A 16,859-nucleotide genomic window follows, 5' to 3' on the forward strand; every position below is an offset into this window, starting at 1 on the left:
GTAAAGCAAAAATGATACGATATATCAATTCAGAAGGAAAAGAATATAAATTTTACGATGCAAGAGTGAGAGCAACAAGCGGAAATTTTCACAAGCACGCTTGGACGCCGGAAACGAGCAAAAGAAAAATAGGAGAAATTGTACAAGGTTTTGAGAAAGACGCGGCGGAGTACGAAATCACTTTTACGGTTAGAGGAGCGTTGGAAGATCGAAAAACATTTTTGGATGAAATGCAGGATGCGTTCGAAACAGATGTTTTACTAGAGAGACCGGGAAGAATTTATTTTGGGGATTATTACATAGATGGGTTTGTAACATCGTCCGAAACAAAAACGTCGGATATAGCAGTCTATTATTCGCAAAATAAGGTGAAATTGTATTGTCCACGTCCAATATGGACAAAAGAAAACCCGTATACGTTTTACAGTTACGGCGCATCGTCATCTGATAATAAACGTTACCCCGGGCGTTACCCGTTCCGATACGCGAATGGCATGAACAACATACATGTCCAAAACCCTCATTTTACAGATGCAAATTTTACACTTGTAATTTATGGGCCGGTCGTAAACCCTCAAGTCATCATCGGAGATAAAAGCTATTTAGTTAATATTGTTTTGGAGCAGGGAGAACGGTTGGAGATAGACAGCCGCACAAGAACCGTTACAAAAATATCAAAAAACGGTGAGCAAGTCAACGCGTTTCATAACCGGGAAAAAGGAAAGAAATTTTTTAAAAAGATCCCACCCGGACGGCAAAAAGTTGTATGGTCGGGTAAATTTGACTGGGATCTCGTGATCTACGAAGAAAGGAGCGAACCAAGATGGAGCGGGTGGAAGCAACGCTAAATGGGAGCACGCAGAATTTACCGGGAATCGGAAAAGATCGCTACCAAGGAAAACTAAACGCGCCGACAACGAAAGCGAAAGAAGCGGTTTACCCGGTAATGATTACCGCGACTGGGGATAATGGCGGAGTAACAGAAGAGACACGAGACTTGATCGTGCGAAACGCAGACCTATTCCCACTGGAATTTATCATTGCCCGAAAAAACGGAGAAGAGCTGGGATTTTTAGATCAGAGCGTTGCGATCGACATGGATCTTGGAGATACGGACGACTTTGAAATCCGCTTACCGCAGGAAGAGTGGACAAAAGAATGGTACTGGTACGGAAATCGCATTTTTGTACCGGGAACAGAATACGGCGGAATCCTAAACAGCCTCGAAGTGATGACCAAAACGCAAGAAATTGTGTGGTGCGGCACAACGTGGAGAGGACTGTTAAAGCAAAAAATCATAGAACCGCCGGAGGGAGAGGACCACCTGACGGTGAGCGGAGACTTGAACGACATCTTGAGAGAACTTATCAAAGACCGATTCGACGGTCTTTTTTTTGTACCGGAAGAAAAGGCGGGGATCACCGTCACAGGCTGGCAGATCGACCGATACGTCACGTTATATGATGCAGTCGATAAAATGTTAAGCACTCAAGGATATCGCCTGCAGATCAGCTATATTGAGCCGGAAAACCTTGATTACGGGTATGTTTCCATCAGAGCTGTACAAGTCAAAGACTACTCGGAAACACTGGAATACTCACAAGACGGAGAGGTACAGTTTACCATAAAAGATTACAGAGGCGGTGTCAATCACTTGATCTGCGCCGGAAAAGGACAAAACGAAGAGCGGATCATCCTGCATTTATACGTACAAAAAGACGGAAGCGTCGGAAAGACTCCGTATTACACAGGACTCGAAGAAAACGAAGCGGTTTATGAGTTTTCGAGCGCGGACAAAGAAAAGCTGGAAGAGGATGGAACAAAGCGACTGAAAGAGCTGCAAAACTATAAAAGCATCAACGTCAACGTAGAAGGGATTGACTTGGAAATCGGCGATATTGTCGGCGGATATGAAGAAATTACAGGGACGAGACTACAACAGCCGATCGTCAGGAAAATCATAAAAATAAAAAACGGAAAAACAACAACAGAATATAAAGTAAAAGGAGATGATTAAGTGGGAAAGTTGAAAGGAATTACAATCAATACCGACCCAGCGGCGGAGGCACATATTTGCGCGGAAGACGACGCAGCGATTTATCAGAGCATCGTCGGATCAGACGGGGTCATGATGATCGGCCAGCAATGTGAAAGTCAAGTAATCAGTAACAATAAAGTCAGGGTAAAAGACGGAGTTATCGTAGTAGGCGGACATTTTGCCCGCATCCAGTACGGAGATTATATTGATTGCGAGATCGCCAACGGGCAATCCGGAAGAAACCGAAACGACATCATCATAGCAAAATTCGTCACCACGGGAACAGGCGGCATCGACACCTATACATTAGAGGTCAAACAGGGCGCATCCACAACCGGGGCGGCAACCGATCCGGCGCTAACACAAAACGATCTGTACCAATCGGGAAAAATCAGAGAAATGCCGCTCTATCGAGTGAAAATTGAAGGATTAAGCATCACAAAAGTAGAAAAGATGTTCGAAAGCATCCCGACAATCCCTATGTTAAATACATATTTGTCAGAGTTACAGTTGTATCACGATAAAAAGATGCTCACACCGACTGATCTCGGATTGAACACTGGGATTTGGAAAACAATAGTAAACAACTCTTACAAGACCGGTAACACGATACACCTAAACATGGAAATCTACACAACCGCTATAATTGTTGCAAATAATGTGTACAACAATGCTTTTACGATACCGTCACAGTACCGACCGTTAATTGATACTGCTGTCAATGTAACTGCATCAGATGGAGAGTATAAAAATCCAGTTGCCTGTACCTCTTTAGCAAAAGCAAACGGCAATCTGTTTTTCTGCATCCCAAAAGCCACAAATAATTACATTTTTATTGATGCAGAGTGGGAAATTAAATAACACTTATCACTTCCATGTTCCGCCATCGTAGTTATGGAGTACATAAAAATGTCGGATTAAGCGCTTATACACACTATGTCACGCAAGCTACAATATAGCCCCCACTTACAACTTGTGCCTCATTATTTCCGATAAAAATTCCTACTTTTCCCGGGGGATTGGCATCAGCAGGCGTTATAGAAACAAAATAATCTCCTCGTGTTTGCCCCCGAACCAAGGCAGACGACATTACATAATTAGAGGGTATATCCTCCGATGGTAGTCTTACGATATCGCCTGCTGTAGGACTGCTCGCGTTAACAAGACTGAGCACGCGGAGTTTTCCGTAGCGCGTCAAACGCACGCCGGTTTTAAGGGTGACATCTTCACGATCTGATAACTCTGACAAACCTTTATTATTCAAATAGATGCACAGAAAGGAATGATATTTATGAAGCTTATTTTTAATGATGCAACCGAGATTATTGTTCAGCAGGTTGAATCCCACGGGGATTACCTGCGAATTCTGACGGTTGGAATTACTCCGGAACAGTTAAAGGTGCTGTTTACTGACTCTAGCCGGACATCCCGCATGATTGTACAGGAGCGAGGGCAGACGATTGCGACCTACAAAGGTTACACGGCATACGACCATGCAGAAATCTACACAGGGCAGATCTATGGAGTGGTGTTATACAAGGAGGGGACAACGACCGAGGAACGTCTCACCAATGTCGAGGATACTGTTAACCAGACAAACACAGATCTGCAAATGGCAATCGCGGAGTTGACAACAGTGATCGCTACGCTTGCGACTTCAGCAGCGGGGACGCCGCAAAATATAGAGGGGGGTGAAGCAGATGTTTAATGAAAACAGCGTTATTGTAAAAACGTGGGTAAGCCTTGTCCTCGCCGGTACATATACCAGGGAGCAGGTCCCAGGTTTAAGCAATCTTCGGGATGTGGTGTATCAAGTGCTTGATGGAACGAAAGGAGAATAATCATGACATTTACAAAAAACAGTATTTTAGTAAAAACTTGGGTAAGTTTAGTGGTTTCCGGAGTATTTACATTCGATCAGGTTCCAAACCTGTTTAATCTCCGGGCGGTAGTGATCGAGATTACAAACGACCTGGCAGGAGAGTGAGAATGGCGGTAGTATAAATGTATCATAAGAGACATGACCACATAGAAATCAGAGCAAGACCGTAACAGGTCTTTATTTTTATGCATAAAACAAAACAGGAGGATAGACCGATGCATATTACAACAGACACGATTATAACCGCGGCAACGCTAATCGGCGCGCTCGGCGTAATCGGAGGGACAATAGTCGCGATATATAAATTTTATCAAAAACCAGCAAAACTAGAGAAAAAACTAGAAAACTTACAAAAAACGCATGATGAAGATATCAGGAAAATAAACGAGGAACAGTGTCTTGCCACTTACGGATTGTTGGCATGCCTGAAAGGCTTGAAAGAACAGGGGTGTAACGGCCCGGTAACAGAAGCAATCAATAAAATCGAAAAGCACTTGAACAAACAGGCGCATGACATGGAGGAATAATTATGAGTATGGAACTTTTAATGCAGTATGCAACATTTGCACTGATGGCAGTCGGTGTGCTGGCATTTTTGACAGCTCTGATTACACAAGTAATTAAAGAGATGCCCGGACTGAGGAACATCCAAACAAATGTAGTTGCGTTTGTAACTGCGTTAATCCTAACCGCACTGGCAGTAGTGATCGCATGCATCTACTATAATATCACATTGCTTTGGTACTATATCGTAGCGGCGGTAATTGCATCGTTTATTGTGTATTTAGTAGCGACCGGCGGCTGGGAACGCGTTGCGGAGATTTGGCAGCGGACGAAATTTAATAAACATAAATAATACGTAAAGATACGTGAAAAAAAGATTGACATACGTAATGATACGTGATATAATACAATCATGATAAGGAAAGGAGATACAAAAGATGCCAATGACACCGAGAGAGATGATAAAACATCTCAAGAAAAACGGGTTTGAGGAAATCAGTCAAAATGGTTCTCATGTAAAACTCAAGAATCAGACGACAGGGATAACAGTTATTGTTCCTTATCACTCCAAAGCCATGAAAAAGGGGCTGGAGCAGGCGATATTAAAACAAGCGGGGCTTAAATAGCCCTGCGCCTGAAAAAGAAAGCGGAGGTATTACGTATGGAAAAATTATTTTATCCTGCAATTTTTCACGAGGCGGAAGAAGGCGGTTTTTGGGTATCCTTTCCGGATTTGCCGGAATGCTTAACAGAGGGAGATGATATGCAGCAGGCTTATGAGATGGCAGTAGATGCGCTGGGACTCTCTCTTACAAGCAGGAAAGCAGAAGGCGAACCGATTCCAAAACCGACAGAAATAAATAAAGTAGATGCGGAAGACGGAATTTTAGCTGTCGTAGAGTTTGATATGATGGAATATCAGAAGAAACACAATTCACGTGCAATCAAGAAGACGCTTAGTATTCCGGAATGGCTGAACGAAGAAGCGGTTGCCAGAGGAGTTAATTTTTCACAGGTATTGCAGGAAGCGCTGATGCTGAAACTAAATATAGGAAGATAGAATAATTTAGAGAGCTTGGAGGCAGGCTCTCTTTTTTTGCGCTGGCGCAAATGCCGGAGAGAGGAGAAGAACATGAGTATTTGTAGAGGAGCAGCAGGACTTAGAGGTGGAAATCCGAGAGGAATTTTTATTCACAACGATGCAGGATCACAAAATGCAAATGCAGCGTTTTACAGAAAATGGCTGCAAACGCATCCGTTAGAAAACGGATTTGCTCACGCTTATGTAGCTAGTGACGGGATCTTGTATGCGGAAGATGATGCCTACGCAGCATGGCACTGCGGGCAGACAGACGGAAACCGGAACTATTATTCGATCGAGGTCTGTCAGAGTATGGGGGATTTGGAAATCTTTAAGAAAAATGAAGAGAATGCGTTGAAGTTGGCGGCGCAGAAGTGTAAGCAGTACGGTATCGTTCCAAACACGAATACAATCCGGATGCACAAGGAGGTATTCGCGACAGCGTGCCCGCACAGATCTGTAGAGATTCATGGGGGCACATCTGGCTGTAAAACATATTTTATTAATAAAATCCGTGAGTATATGGGAATGGACAAGTTGCCGGATGCTCCGGTTGTCAGTGGAGGCGGAAGCAGTGCAGCATCCGGTGATCCCGGCATTGTGTTTACTTATGGCGTTATGTTGACCGACGGAACAATCCTGCCCTTTGTGAATAACCTGTCTGATTTTGCAGGACTTCCGGGTCGTACAATCGCCGGTATCGCGATAAAGGTTAATAAAGGTACTGTAAAATACCGCGTGCATGTAAAGGGCAAGGGATGGTTACCTTACGTAACCGGATGTAACTGGTCTGACGCAAACAACGGCTATGCTGGATATCCGGGAGCTGTGATCGATGCCGTAGAGGTATATTATGATACTCCGGCGGATATTGTTGCAAAATATGGTTATCAAAAAGCGCAGTACAGAGTTGCTCCGATTGGCGGCGGTTACTATCCGTGGCAATTCGACAATGAAGTAGGAAACGGGCAGGACGGATATGCCGGATGTTTCGGCATTGCGCTTGATAAATTCCAGTTATATTAAAAATATTCCCCGGAGTATCAGCTCCGGGGAGAAATATTGCATCATCTTATCATTATTTAATTAGCTTCATCTTCTACGAGCGAGTTCTTCTGTTCCTATATCGGTTAGCGTTCCTGTTACTTCCTTATACGGCATAGTATATCTTTGAGAGAGATAGCGCATAGATGCGGCCAGTTCTCCGTCGGGACCTCCGAATTGACTGATGATGATCTTTGCAATTTTAGGATTGGTTTGTGTGATTTTTACCGGATATTGAAGACGTTTTTCATAATTCCACATAAATCAGCATCCTCCTTCCTGCCATGGCCACGGTTCATTGATCCAGTTCCATCGTTCGGCACAGGAATAATCGGCTGTGTCGACAGTCAGTGGTCCGTAGGCAGAAGCATATTGTTTTAAAGCGTCGTTGCGGTGGGCGCTCATTTCATGAAAATACGCAAGCGCTTCGCTGTCGCAAGGATGCGTATCGAGATAAAGTTTTACTTCGTCAACAGCAAAACTAACCTGGTTGATATGCTCCATAAGCTGGTTTCGGTTCATAGAACGATGCATATTTTTCATTGAAGCGTTATTTAAAGAACAGTCTTGAGTATTATTATTTGTGACAGAACAGTTTGAGTTAGAATAAGGATAGTTTTTCATCGGCAGCAGGCTCCTTTCCCTGAGAATGGTTTATTTAATTCCTCAAAGATCGTTCCGTTTTTAAGAGCGCGGCACGGTTCATAAATGTTCTGCCATTTTTGCCATGGAACATATGCCATTGCAATCGGCATATTTGCAGGGAAAAAGTCCCGGGTATTCGGACATCCGTTCATAGGAACTGTTTCGTGACACGGGCAGGAGGTGTCGGGCATTGTACGGCGCATATAACGCATCTGATTATTTGTTTGACAAGTTGCCATTGGCGGTATCTCCTTTTGTTGTAAATTCATTATTATAATATGAACGACTTACGTTTTTGCGAATGATATATGGAAAAATCCTTTACAACTGCCATTAAATTATATATAATAGGTAAGTCATCGGGGTGTGGCTCAGTTTGGTTAGAGCGCACGGCTGGGGGCCGTGAGGTCGCAGGTTCGAATCCTGTCACCCCGACTGATCTATTGCGGCGGCGAGCCGAAGTTCGGGCTTGCCCGAGATTTTGGCGGACGCTTGCGATTTCGGAGCGTGCTTTTTGGCACTTCCGGTGATTGCAGAAGTATATTTTTGTTTTGAAGAAGATATCATATACGAGAGATCAATGAGGGATCAGATCAGGTAAATGGCTTACCGGAAACTGATTCCTTATCTATTATTTCGGATATTATGGAAAGGAAGAAGAAAAATGTGTGGTTTTGCAGGTTTTGTCGGTAAAGTAGAAGATCGGGAAACTGTTCTTGTAAATATGATGGATACAATCATACACAGAGGACCGGACAGTGCAGGGAAATATGTTGATGAGGATGCGGCTCTTGGATTTCGGCGTTTGAGCATTATCGACCTGTCTTCAGTCGGAGATCAGCCCCTTTATAATGAAGATAAAAGCATGGTGCTTGTTTTCAATGGGGAAATCTATAACTATCAGGAACTGCGAAAAGAATTGATCGAGGCTGGACATGTATTTGTCTCTAATACAGATTCGGAAACTCTGATACACGGATATGAGCAGTGGGGAGAGAAACTTGTCGATCGTCTCCGGGGAATGTACGCGTTTGTGATTTGGGATACAAAGAAAAAAAGACTTTTCGGTGCAAGGGATATTTTTGGAATCAAGCCTTTTTACTATGCGCAGATGAATCAGACCTTTTTGTTTGCGTCTGAGATCAAAGCATTTATGGAACATCCGAAATTTGATAAGATTTTTAATGAAGATGCTTTGGGAAATTATCTTTCCTTTCAGTTCGTACCGACTAACGAAACCTTTTTCAAAGGAGTATTTTGTCTTCAGCCCGGTCATTACTTTATTTATGAAGATGGGAAAATGGAAATATCGCGGTATTTTGAACCGAATTTTACAGGAAAATATGAAAAAACATTCGATGAAGCTGCGGCTGAAGTGGAAAAAGTCATGAAGGAGTCGGTAGAGAAGCATAAGATTAGCGATGTGGAGGTTGCGTCTTATTTATCAAGCGGAGTGGATTCCAGTTACCTGACTTATCTGGGACAAGTCGATCATACGTTTACAGTCGGATTTGACGAGGGAGAATACAGTGAGATTCAGGATGCAAAAGATTTTGCCGAAAGTATTCATATGAAGAATGATGCGAAGGTGATCACGCCGGATGAATACTGGGACAGTCTTTCGGATATTCAATATTATATGGATGAGCCTGTGGCGGATCCTGCGGCGGTTGCACTGTATTTTTTGAGTAAAGAAGCGGCAAAGAAAGTAAAAGTTGTGCTTTCGGGTGAAGGATCGGATGAATTGTTCGGAGGATATAATATTTACTGTGAACCTCTTGAACATACTGCTTTTAATAAAATCCCGATGCCGATCCGGCGCTTTATGGGAAAATTTGCAGAATACTGTCTGCCGAGGGGGATGAAAGGCCGTGGATTTCTTATGCGTCATGGAAAGACGCTGGAAGAACGGTATTTTGCCAATGCTACGAATATATTTACAGAGCGTGAGGCTGCTAAAATTTTGAAAAAGGGATGCAGACCGGAAATTCAGGATGTGACAAAACCTTTGTATAACCGGGTGAAAGATAAGGATGCGGTGACAAAAATGCAGTATGTGGACTTGCATCTTTGGCTTGTTCACGATATCCTTATGAAAGGGGATAAGATGGGCATGGCGAATTCTTTGGAAGTCAGAGTGCCGTTTCTTGACCGGAATGTTCTGGAACTTGCGGAAAGCCTTCCTCTTCAATATAAAGTGCAGGCACCGCGCACGAAAGTTGCTCTCCGGGCAGCGGCGGAACGCAGTATCAGAAACAAGACGGCAGAGAAAAAGAAACTTGGTTTTCCGATCCCGATTCGGGTTTGGCTGAAAGAGGAAAAATATTATAATCGTGTGAGAGCGATGTTTGCATCTTCTATGGCGAAAAAATTCTTTAATACCGATCTGCTTATGAAGATGCTGGAAGATCACAGAGACGGAAAGAATACGAATGAAAAAGCAGATGACAGCCGCAAAATCTGGACGGTATATATTTTCCTTGTATGGTATGACCGCTTTTTTGAACATGGGAAACCGGTGCATCCTTCCATGACAGCAGGTAAATAAGATTGATGATGGGTGTGATGATATGAGAAGCAGGACTGTGCGTCCGATCAAGAGACGCGAACAGGGCAGGAAAAATGTAAAGAAGCAAAAGAAAAGAAACCTCGGAGATACGATGCCGATGCGTCCCGTCAGAGAAGATGTGTACGATACGGCGCCGATGCGTCCGATGAATATCAGAAGCGGGTATGAGGGATACCGCAGAACGATTGACCGTAGGCGTGAAGTGATACGGACGGAGCGTCCGGTTTCTCGACGTGTGAATTCCCGCAAAGGGAAAAAGGAACGTACGTCAGGCAGAACTCGTTATGAAAACAGAAATAGTTTATCGGCGCTGATCGCAAGACAAAGAAGTGCAGCGGGAAAAGAACAATATTTTGACTATGACCTTCTTTTTGTGATTATTTTTCTGATGTGTTTTGGTCTTGTTATGCTTTATAGTGTCAGTTTCTATGAAGCGCAGGCTGATTTCGGAAATGACATGTACTATTTTTCAAAACAGGCGTTGATCGGTGTGGGCGGATTTATCGGCATGTATCTTGTGTCAAAGTTAGATTATCATCTGTATGGAGCGTTTGCATTTGAAATCTATGTAATTTCGATGTTTTTGATGGCGCTTGTACAGACTCCGCTTGGCGTGACTGTCAATGGCGCGAGACGTTGGATCGGACTTCCCGGCAACCTTTCGCTGCAGCCTGCCGAGATTACAAAAATAGCAGTGATTCTATTTATATCTTATGAGTTATGCCGTCTTGGGAAAAGGGCATATTCGCCGAAAGGAATTGCACAGATACTTGCATTTGGCGCAGTGGCATCGGCAGGCGTTTTGTTTTTGACAGATAACCTGAGTACGGCGATCATCGTGGCGGGGATTACATGTATTTTGATTTTTGTAAGCCATCCGAAGACGAAGCCGTTTCTTGTAATAATCGGGATCGGGATTGCGGTAGCGGCAGTCGGGATCGCAATTCTTTCGGTAACTGTGGCGAACAGTGATAATTTCCGTCTCCAGCGAGTGATCTCGTGGCTGAACCCGGAAGCTACGGCCGATACGGGAAGTTTTCAGGTCATGCAGGGACTTTATGCGATCGGAAGCGGAGGACTGTTCGGAAAAGGACTGGGAAACAGTACACAGAAATTGGGCGTGATTCCCGAAGCGCAAAATGACATGATCCTTGTCGTTATTTGTGAGGAGCTTGGCGTATTTGGCGCGGTTGTTATTTTGGTCCTGTTTGCATTGTTGTTATACAGACTGATCTTTATTGCGAAAAATGCGCCCGATCTTTTCGGTTCGCTGATCGCGACTGGGATATTTGCGCATATCGCATTACAGGTTATTTTGAACATTGCTGTCGTGACGGGACTTCTTCCGACAACGGGTATTACGTTGCCTTTTATCAGTTACGGCGGAACTGCAATCGTATTTTTGATGGCGGAAATGGGAATTGCGCTTGGAATTTCACGGAAAATAAGATTAGAATAGAAAAAGCTTCCTTTCTTATGAGATGTGTGATATATTTATATGTGGTATTAAAAACTACATACAATAGAAGCGTAAAATATATTTTGCGTTTCAGGAGGAAGTGTTATGGATTATAAAATTGTTTTGGATAGTTGCGGAGAATTGACATATAAGATGAAGGAGAGCGGGATTTACCATACGGCGGTTTTGAGTATGCTCGTTGACGGAGATACGATCTTGGATGATGAAAGTTTTGACCGGAAAGATTTTCTGAAAAGAGTAGCGGTGAGTCCGGAATGTCCGAAGTCTTCCTGTCCTTCGCCGGATGCATATATGGAACTTTACGGCGGAGCGGAGAAGAGGGTTTATGTGGTGACCTTGTCAGCGGAATTAAGCGGATCGTATAATAGCGCTCAGCTTGGAAAAGAGCTGTGGAAGGAAGAAAACGAAGACGGGGATAAACAAATCTATGTATTTAATTCGCGTTCGGCATCGGTAGGTGAAAGTTTGATCGCATTGAAAATACAAGAGTGTGAAGAAAAAGGGTATTCTTTTGAAGAAGTGATAGAGCATGTGGAAGCATATATCGAAGAACAGCACACATATTTTGTTCTTGAAAATCTGGATACACTTCGGAAGAACGGAAGGCTTACAGGAATTAAGTCGTTGATGGCAAGCGCTCTTAATATCAAACCGGTGATGGGGTCAACTCCGGAGGGAACGATTTGTCAGCTTGGTCAGGCGAGAGGAGTTAAGAAAGCGATTGCGAAGATGGCAGAGCATATTGTGGCAGATGGCAAAAATACAGAGAATAAAGTGTTGGCGATCGCTCACTGCAACTGCCCGGAAAGAGCAAGAGAGATAGAGCGTATGATTCTCGATAAGATAAAAGTAAAAGACAGTTTTATAGTAGAGACAGGCGGAATCAGCACAATGTATGCAAATGACGGTGGAATAATAGTTGTACTGTAGAAGTGTTTGTGATAAAATGTCCTCATGCGTAGTATCTTATCTGAAAGGAGTAATACGGGATGAGTCAGGAAAAGGTTGACCGTTATAAACAGGAAAAAGTAAACAGAAAACAGATCATGCGTAAGCAGAAGCTGATGAATAATATGCGTAAAGGGGTGCTTGTGGTGGTAGCTCTGGCATTGATCGGATGGCTTGGTTATTCTGCTTATGATATCTATGAGTCGGGAAAAGAGAGAACTGTCTCAGAGGTGAATTATGACGCCGTATCTGATTATTTGAACGGACTGAATGCAGAAGGTTCTGCTGAGTAAATGGTGTGGTGTGGGGAGTGAGCGCCGAATTTGAAGAGCGCACACCCTTGCACCCAAATTTTTTTTAAAACTTTAAAGTGAATAAATTCATTAAAAACACAACATGTAGGGTATTTGGAACATCAATGCCATACATGTTCTTTTTTTGCGAAAAATCCTGTTTTTTGATTCGTTTTTAGCCGAAAAAAGGACACAAAAAAATCTCAAAAAAGGGTTGAAAAAGGGGGAGTGGTGGTTTAGAATGGAGTCAAGTGGTAAAGAGTGGAGGCTAGTGGAGTAAAGTAGGGGCGATGTGGAGCTCACATTAAGAGAAAGGATTCCAGATGTTATTAGGAGAGTTTAACCATAGTATTGATGAAAAGGGAAGACTCATCATTCCGGCAAAACTGCGGGATGATCTTGGTGACAGTTTCGTTATTTGTAACGGACTGGAAGGCTGCCTCTTTGTTTACTCTCAGGAAGAATGGAATAAATTCGTTGCTGAACTTGAGACTTTGCCACGCATGAGTAAGGATGCCAGAATTTTCAAGCGTTATTTTTTCGGAAGCGCTTCGGAGGGCAGTTTCGACAAGCAGGGGAGAGTTCTTGTCCCGCCGTCGCTCCGCAAAGCAGCCGGATTAGAAAAAGATGTAGTCTTAGTGGGAGTTCAGGATCGCATCGAGATATGGGATAAGGCTCTTTGGGAGGAACGCAGTCAGATCAGCGAGGAAGATCTGGACGCGATTGCAGAGCGTATGGAATCCATAGGAATTCGTATTTGATAAGGAGAAGACAATGGCATTTGAACATGTGTCTGTTCTACTGAACGAAACAGTAGACGGGTTGAACGTCAAACCGGATGGGGTTTATGTAGACGCTACGCTTGGCGGAGGCGGACATGCCTATGAAGTGTGCAGAAGGCTTGGCAGTAAGGGGAGATTTATAGGAATAGATCAGGATGCCGATGCAATTAAAGCAGCGGGAGAACGCCTGAAAGGCTTCGGGGAGAAGGTTACGATAATTCGGAGCAATTATCGTGATATGAAGCCGCAGCTCCAGAATATAGGTGTTGACAAAGTAGATGGTATTGTGATCGATCTGGGAGTTTCATCATACCAGCTTGATACCGCCGAACGCGGATTTTCTTATCGGGTGGATGCGCCGCTTGATATGAGAATGGATCAGAGACAGAAAATGACGGCGAGAGACATTGTCAACGAATACAGTGAGTCGGAACTTTACCGTGTGATCCGCGACTATGGGGAAGATAAATTTGCTAAGAATATTGCAAAGCATATTGTGGCGGAGCGTAGGAAAAATCCGATTGAAACAACGGGACAACTGAATGAAATTATCAGTCATGCGATACCGATGAAGTTTCGTAAGACGTCAGGTCATCCGTCGAAAAGGACATTTCAGGCGATTCGGATCGAGTTGAATCACGAACTGGATGTTTTGAGGGAGTCGTTGGATGACATGATCGAGATGCTGAATCCGGGTGGAAGGATATGCATTATTACATTTCATTCGTTAGAAGACCGCATTGTGAAAAGTGCATTTAGGAAAAACGAAAATCCATGCACTTGTCCGAGTCATTTTCCTGTATGTGTCTGTGGGAAGATTTCAAAAGGGAAAGTGATCACGAGAAAACCAATTTTGCCGTCGGAGGCAGAAACGGAATCAAACAGCCGTTCAAAAAGTGCGAAACTCAGAATATTTGAACGGGCATAAATTGGGAGTGTATCATTATAGAAACGAATTTCCGAGGGGAGGGGAGAACCCTTAGGAAAATACAAAAAAGGAAGGGGCATTTGTCATGGCAGCAAACTATCGTACATCCAAATACAGAACGACAAGTCTAAGTGAAAGAGACAAAAGTGGATTTTATGTATATGGAAATACTGTACGTCAGGCAGAAACTCTTCCGAGAAAAACGAAGAGTCCGTATTCGCAGCAGAGGGAGCAGACGAAACGGACAAGCAGCCGGGTTGTTAAGAACCGAAACCGCGCGATGAGTATTAGTCCGGCTTATGCTGTATTTCTTACGGCAGCGGCAGTCTGTGCGGTATTGATTTGCGTTTTATACTTAAATCTTCAGTCGGAGGTCGTAAGCAGATCGGAAAATGTTACGGCAATGCAGGAACAACTTGCAGATCTGACGGAGGCAAATAATACTGCATATAATTCGGCGGCAGACTCGGTGAATCTCGAGACGGTGCGGGACAGAGCGATGAATGAAATGGGGATGGTTTATGCTGCTCAGGGAACAATCGTAGAATACGATAGTCCGGAAGGGGATTATGTAAAGCAGTATAACGATATTCCGGAAAGCGGTGTGCTCGCAAAGTCCAGCGATGTATTAAAGTAAGGAAAAAATTATGGCTGTAAAGAAAAGAAAAAAGAGTAGATTTGAATTTTTGACAAGAAAATTCCCGCTCAGAATGCAACGGAAGCTGGTAATGCTATTTATGGCAGTAGTACTGGCTTTTGTTGTTCTTATAGGAAGAATAACCTATATAAATGTAACGAAGGGAAGCAAATATACAAAAGTTGTTTTAGATCAGCAAAACTATGACAGCAGGGTGATCGCTTTTAAAAGGGGCGATATTGTCGATCGTAACGGAACAAAGATGGCGACAAGTGAGCGCGTATATAACGTGATCCTTGACGTGGCGGTTATGATGGACAAAAAGGAGTATATCGAACCGACAAAGGAAGTATTGAAAGAATGTTTCGATGTAGAGGGGGACGTTGTTGATAAATTGATCGAAGAGTCTCCGGACAGTCGTTATGAAGTGCTTGTGTCAGATGTGGATTATGCGACTGCTCAGAAGTTTAAGAAGATTGATGAAGATGATAAAAAATATCCGAATGTGAAAGGAATCTGGCTGGAAGAAGACTATTTGAGGAGTTATCCATATGGTTCTATGGCGAGTGATGTGCTTGGATTTGTATATGGAGGAAATCAAGGGGCGCTTGGAATCGAAAGCGCGTATAATTCAATTCTCAACGGAACGGATGGAAGAGAGTATGGGTATTTTGACTCCGATTCTTCGGTAGAGCGTACTGTCAAACCTGCGAAGAACGGAAATACGGTCGTGTCTACCATTGATGTGACATTGCAAAATATTGTGGAAAAATGCATTTTAGAGTTTAACAGTGCGCATGCCGCAGATGGAAATCCCGGCAGTAAAAACACAGCCGTTATCATTATGAATCCGAACACAGGAGAAATACTGGCGGAAGCATCGTACCCTAATTTTGATTTGAATGATCCGAGAAATCTATCTTTGCTTTATACAAAAGAGCAGTGGGATGCGATGAGTGAAGAAGATCAGGTCGAAGCGATGAATGATCTTTGGAGAAATTTCTGCGTAAGTGACGCTTATGAGCCGGGGTCTACTGCGAAACCGTTTACTGTGGCGGCCGGCTTGGAAACAGGAACATTGACCGGAAACGAAAGCTATTACTGCGGGGGTTCTAAAGACGTTCTCGGAACGAAGATCAGCTGTCACTATAAGTCGGGACACGGACAGGAAACGATACAGGATGCCATTGCAAATTCATGTAATGTAGCTCTTATGGATATGGCAGCGGTGATCGGTCCGGAAAATTTTACAAAATATCAGCATATTTTTGGGTTTGGAGAGTATACAGGGATTGATCTTCCGGGAGAGGCGGAAACGTCAGGACTGCTTTATACGGCGGATACGATGGGAGAGATCGATCTGGCTACCAATTCATTCGGACAGAATTTTAATGTAACGATGACACAGATGGTTTCTGCATTTTCTTCTCTTGTGAACGGAGGATATTATTATGAACCCCATGTTGTAAAACAGATTCAGGATGAAGACGGCAATGTAATAGAGACGAAAGATCCGGTTCTTTTGAGAAAGACAGTGTCTTCCGAAACGTCTAAGATGTTGAGACAGTATTTGAAAGCGACGATGGATTACGGAACAGGAACGAGGGCAAAGGTGGAAGGGTATGATATCGGCGCTAAAACGGGAACAGCGGAAAAACTTCCGAGGGGAAACGGAAAGTATCTGTTATCTTATATCGGTTATGCGCCGCAGAACAATCCGGAAGTCGTAGTTTATGTTGTGATCGATGAGCCTAATACGGCTGTACAGGATGACAGCTCCCTTGTTCTGGGATTAAGTCAGAAGATCATGTCTGAGGCATTCCCGTATCTTGGCATTACGACTATTGCACAAAGCGGGCAAAACGCTCAGGCGCAAGGTCAGAATTTCGGCAATACAGAATATACGGATTATGATGAAAATTATGAGGATACATACGGAAATGCAGACGGATCGTATGTGGATGAAAACTATACACCTGATTTAGATGATTGGGCGTCGTCTGACGTTTCAGAGTAGAGGAATAACCC

Annotated in this window: 21 protein-coding genes, 1 tRNA gene and 1 pseudogene; 20 read left to right on the plus strand and 3 right to left on the minus strand. The window is 43.5% G+C overall.

Annotation, left to right across the window (positions count from 1 at the left end):
- Positions 1-11: 11 nt before the first annotated feature.
- From ACH9UM_RS02795 to ACH9UM_RS02845, 11 genes are all read left to right on the plus strand, one after another.
- On the plus strand, positions 12-848 hold the full coding sequence (locus ACH9UM_RS02795) for a phage tail protein (RefSeq protein WP_400091894.1): 837 nt from the start codon (positions 12-14) through the stop codon (positions 846-848).
- Positions 824-2,017 carry a hypothetical protein gene (locus ACH9UM_RS02800; protein WP_009320729.1) on the plus strand — a complete coding sequence of 398 codons (1,194 nt, stop codon included), beginning with the start codon at positions 824-826 and terminating at the stop codon, positions 2,015-2,017. The genes ACH9UM_RS02795 and ACH9UM_RS02800 overlap by 25 nt, the downstream gene beginning before the upstream one ends.
- Positions 2,018-2,899 (plus strand): hypothetical protein, encoded by an 882-nt coding sequence (locus tag ACH9UM_RS02805; RefSeq protein WP_009320728.1) that lies wholly within the window; start codon positions 2,018-2,020, stop codon positions 2,897-2,899.
- Positions 2,900-3,329: 430 nt separating this feature from the next.
- The gene (locus ACH9UM_RS02810; protein WP_009242761.1) at positions 3,330-3,746 is read left to right on the plus strand and encodes a hypothetical protein; all 417 of its coding nucleotides are present in this window, start codon (positions 3,330-3,332) and stop codon (positions 3,744-3,746) included.
- Complete coding sequence (locus ACH9UM_RS02815; RefSeq protein WP_009242760.1) at positions 3,739-3,879, plus strand: hypothetical protein; 141 nt, start codon at positions 3,739-3,741, stop codon at positions 3,877-3,879. Before ACH9UM_RS02810 ends, ACH9UM_RS02815 begins: the two co-directional genes overlap by 8 nt.
- A gap of 2 nt (positions 3,880-3,881) precedes the next feature.
- Positions 3,882-4,025, plus strand: a complete 144-nt coding sequence (locus ACH9UM_RS02820; RefSeq protein ID WP_009242759.1) for a hypothetical protein — start codon at positions 3,882-3,884, stop codon at positions 4,023-4,025.
- Positions 4,026-4,135: 110 nt separating this feature from the next.
- The gene (locus ACH9UM_RS02825; RefSeq protein WP_400091899.1) at positions 4,136-4,447 is read left to right on the plus strand and encodes a branched-chain amino acid ABC transporter permease; all 312 of its coding nucleotides are present in this window, start codon (positions 4,136-4,138) and stop codon (positions 4,445-4,447) included.
- A 2-nt stretch (positions 4,448-4,449) separates the two neighbouring features.
- The gene (locus tag ACH9UM_RS02830) at positions 4,450-4,776 is read left to right on the plus strand and encodes a hypothetical protein (RefSeq protein WP_009242757.1); all 327 of its coding nucleotides are present in this window, start codon (positions 4,450-4,452) and stop codon (positions 4,774-4,776) included.
- A gap of 85 nt (positions 4,777-4,861) precedes the next feature.
- On the plus strand, positions 4,862-5,050 hold the full coding sequence (locus tag ACH9UM_RS02835) for a type II toxin-antitoxin system HicA family toxin (protein ID WP_009242756.1): 189 nt from the start codon (positions 4,862-4,864) through the stop codon (positions 5,048-5,050).
- A 35-nt stretch (positions 5,051-5,085) separates the two neighbouring features.
- Positions 5,086-5,484, plus strand: a complete 399-nt coding sequence (locus ACH9UM_RS02840) for a type II toxin-antitoxin system HicB family antitoxin (RefSeq protein WP_009242755.1) — start codon at positions 5,086-5,088, stop codon at positions 5,482-5,484.
- A 72-nt stretch (positions 5,485-5,556) separates the two neighbouring features.
- Positions 5,557-6,531 carry an N-acetylmuramoyl-L-alanine amidase gene (locus ACH9UM_RS02845; protein ID WP_400091903.1) on the plus strand — a complete coding sequence of 325 codons (975 nt, stop codon included), beginning with the start codon at positions 5,557-5,559 and terminating at the stop codon, positions 6,529-6,531.
- Between the two features lie 78 nt (positions 6,532-6,609).
- Here the strand turns inward: ACH9UM_RS02845 and ACH9UM_RS02850 are convergent.
- The 3 genes and pseudogenes from ACH9UM_RS02850 to ACH9UM_RS02860 form a co-directional block, all read right to left on the minus strand.
- Positions 6,610-6,810 (minus strand): annotated as a pseudogene (locus tag ACH9UM_RS02850) (manganese catalase family protein); the annotation flags it as partial.
- A gap of 3 nt (positions 6,811-6,813) precedes the next feature.
- Positions 6,814-7,092: a spore coat protein CotJB gene (locus tag ACH9UM_RS02855; protein WP_004846537.1), complete on the minus strand. Its 279-nt coding sequence runs from the start codon at positions 7,090-7,092 to the stop codon at positions 6,814-6,816.
- A gap of 77 nt (positions 7,093-7,169) precedes the next feature.
- Positions 7,170-7,433 (minus strand): spore coat associated protein CotJA, encoded by a 264-nt coding sequence (locus ACH9UM_RS02860; protein ID WP_009242751.1) that lies wholly within the window; start codon positions 7,431-7,433, stop codon positions 7,170-7,172.
- A 121-nt stretch (positions 7,434-7,554) separates the two neighbouring features.
- On the opposite strand from ACH9UM_RS02860, the gene ACH9UM_RS02865 reads away from it, so the two are divergent.
- The 9 genes from ACH9UM_RS02865 to ACH9UM_RS02905 all read left to right on the plus strand — a co-directional run bounded on the left by ACH9UM_RS02865 (position 7,555) and on the right by ACH9UM_RS02905 (position 16,848).
- A tRNA-Pro gene (locus ACH9UM_RS02865) sits at positions 7,555-7,629 on the plus strand.
- Positions 7,630-7,858: 229 nt separating this feature from the next.
- Complete coding sequence (asnB, locus tag ACH9UM_RS02870) at positions 7,859-9,742, plus strand: asparagine synthase (glutamine-hydrolyzing) (protein ID WP_009242750.1); 1,884 nt, start codon at positions 7,859-7,861, stop codon at positions 9,740-9,742.
- Between the two features lie 112 nt (positions 9,743-9,854).
- A complete protein-coding gene (locus ACH9UM_RS02875; RefSeq protein WP_009242749.1) occupies positions 9,855-11,222 on the plus strand; it encodes an FtsW/RodA/SpoVE family cell cycle protein in 1,368 nt (455 codons plus the stop codon).
- Between the two features lie 105 nt (positions 11,223-11,327).
- Complete coding sequence (locus ACH9UM_RS02880; RefSeq protein WP_004846527.1) at positions 11,328-12,173, plus strand: DegV family protein; 846 nt, start codon at positions 11,328-11,330, stop codon at positions 12,171-12,173.
- 59 nt (positions 12,174-12,232) lie between these two features.
- Positions 12,233-12,484, plus strand: coding sequence for a hypothetical protein (locus ACH9UM_RS02885; protein ID WP_004846524.1), 252 nt, complete (start codon positions 12,233-12,235; stop codon positions 12,482-12,484).
- A 323-nt stretch (positions 12,485-12,807) separates the two neighbouring features.
- Positions 12,808-13,245, plus strand: coding sequence for a division/cell wall cluster transcriptional repressor MraZ (gene mraZ, locus ACH9UM_RS02890; protein ID WP_004846523.1), 438 nt, complete (start codon positions 12,808-12,810; stop codon positions 13,243-13,245).
- A 13-nt stretch (positions 13,246-13,258) separates the two neighbouring features.
- Positions 13,259-14,194: a 16S rRNA (cytosine(1402)-N(4))-methyltransferase RsmH gene (rsmH, locus tag ACH9UM_RS02895; protein ID WP_227182367.1), complete on the plus strand. Its 936-nt coding sequence runs from the start codon at positions 13,259-13,261 to the stop codon at positions 14,192-14,194.
- A gap of 85 nt (positions 14,195-14,279) precedes the next feature.
- Entirely contained in the window at positions 14,280-14,831 is a 552-nt protein-coding gene (locus ACH9UM_RS02900) for a hypothetical protein (RefSeq protein WP_004846519.1), read from the plus strand.
- A gap of 10 nt (positions 14,832-14,841) precedes the next feature.
- Positions 14,842-16,848: a penicillin-binding protein 2 gene (locus ACH9UM_RS02905; RefSeq protein WP_118188505.1), complete on the plus strand. Its 2,007-nt coding sequence runs from the start codon at positions 14,842-14,844 to the stop codon at positions 16,846-16,848.
- Positions 16,849-16,859 lie beyond the last annotated feature (11 nt).

The sequence above is a fragment of the Mediterraneibacter torques genome, assembly GCF_044591705.1.
Lineage (GTDB): Bacteria > Bacillota > Clostridia > Lachnospirales > Lachnospiraceae > Mediterraneibacter > Mediterraneibacter torques.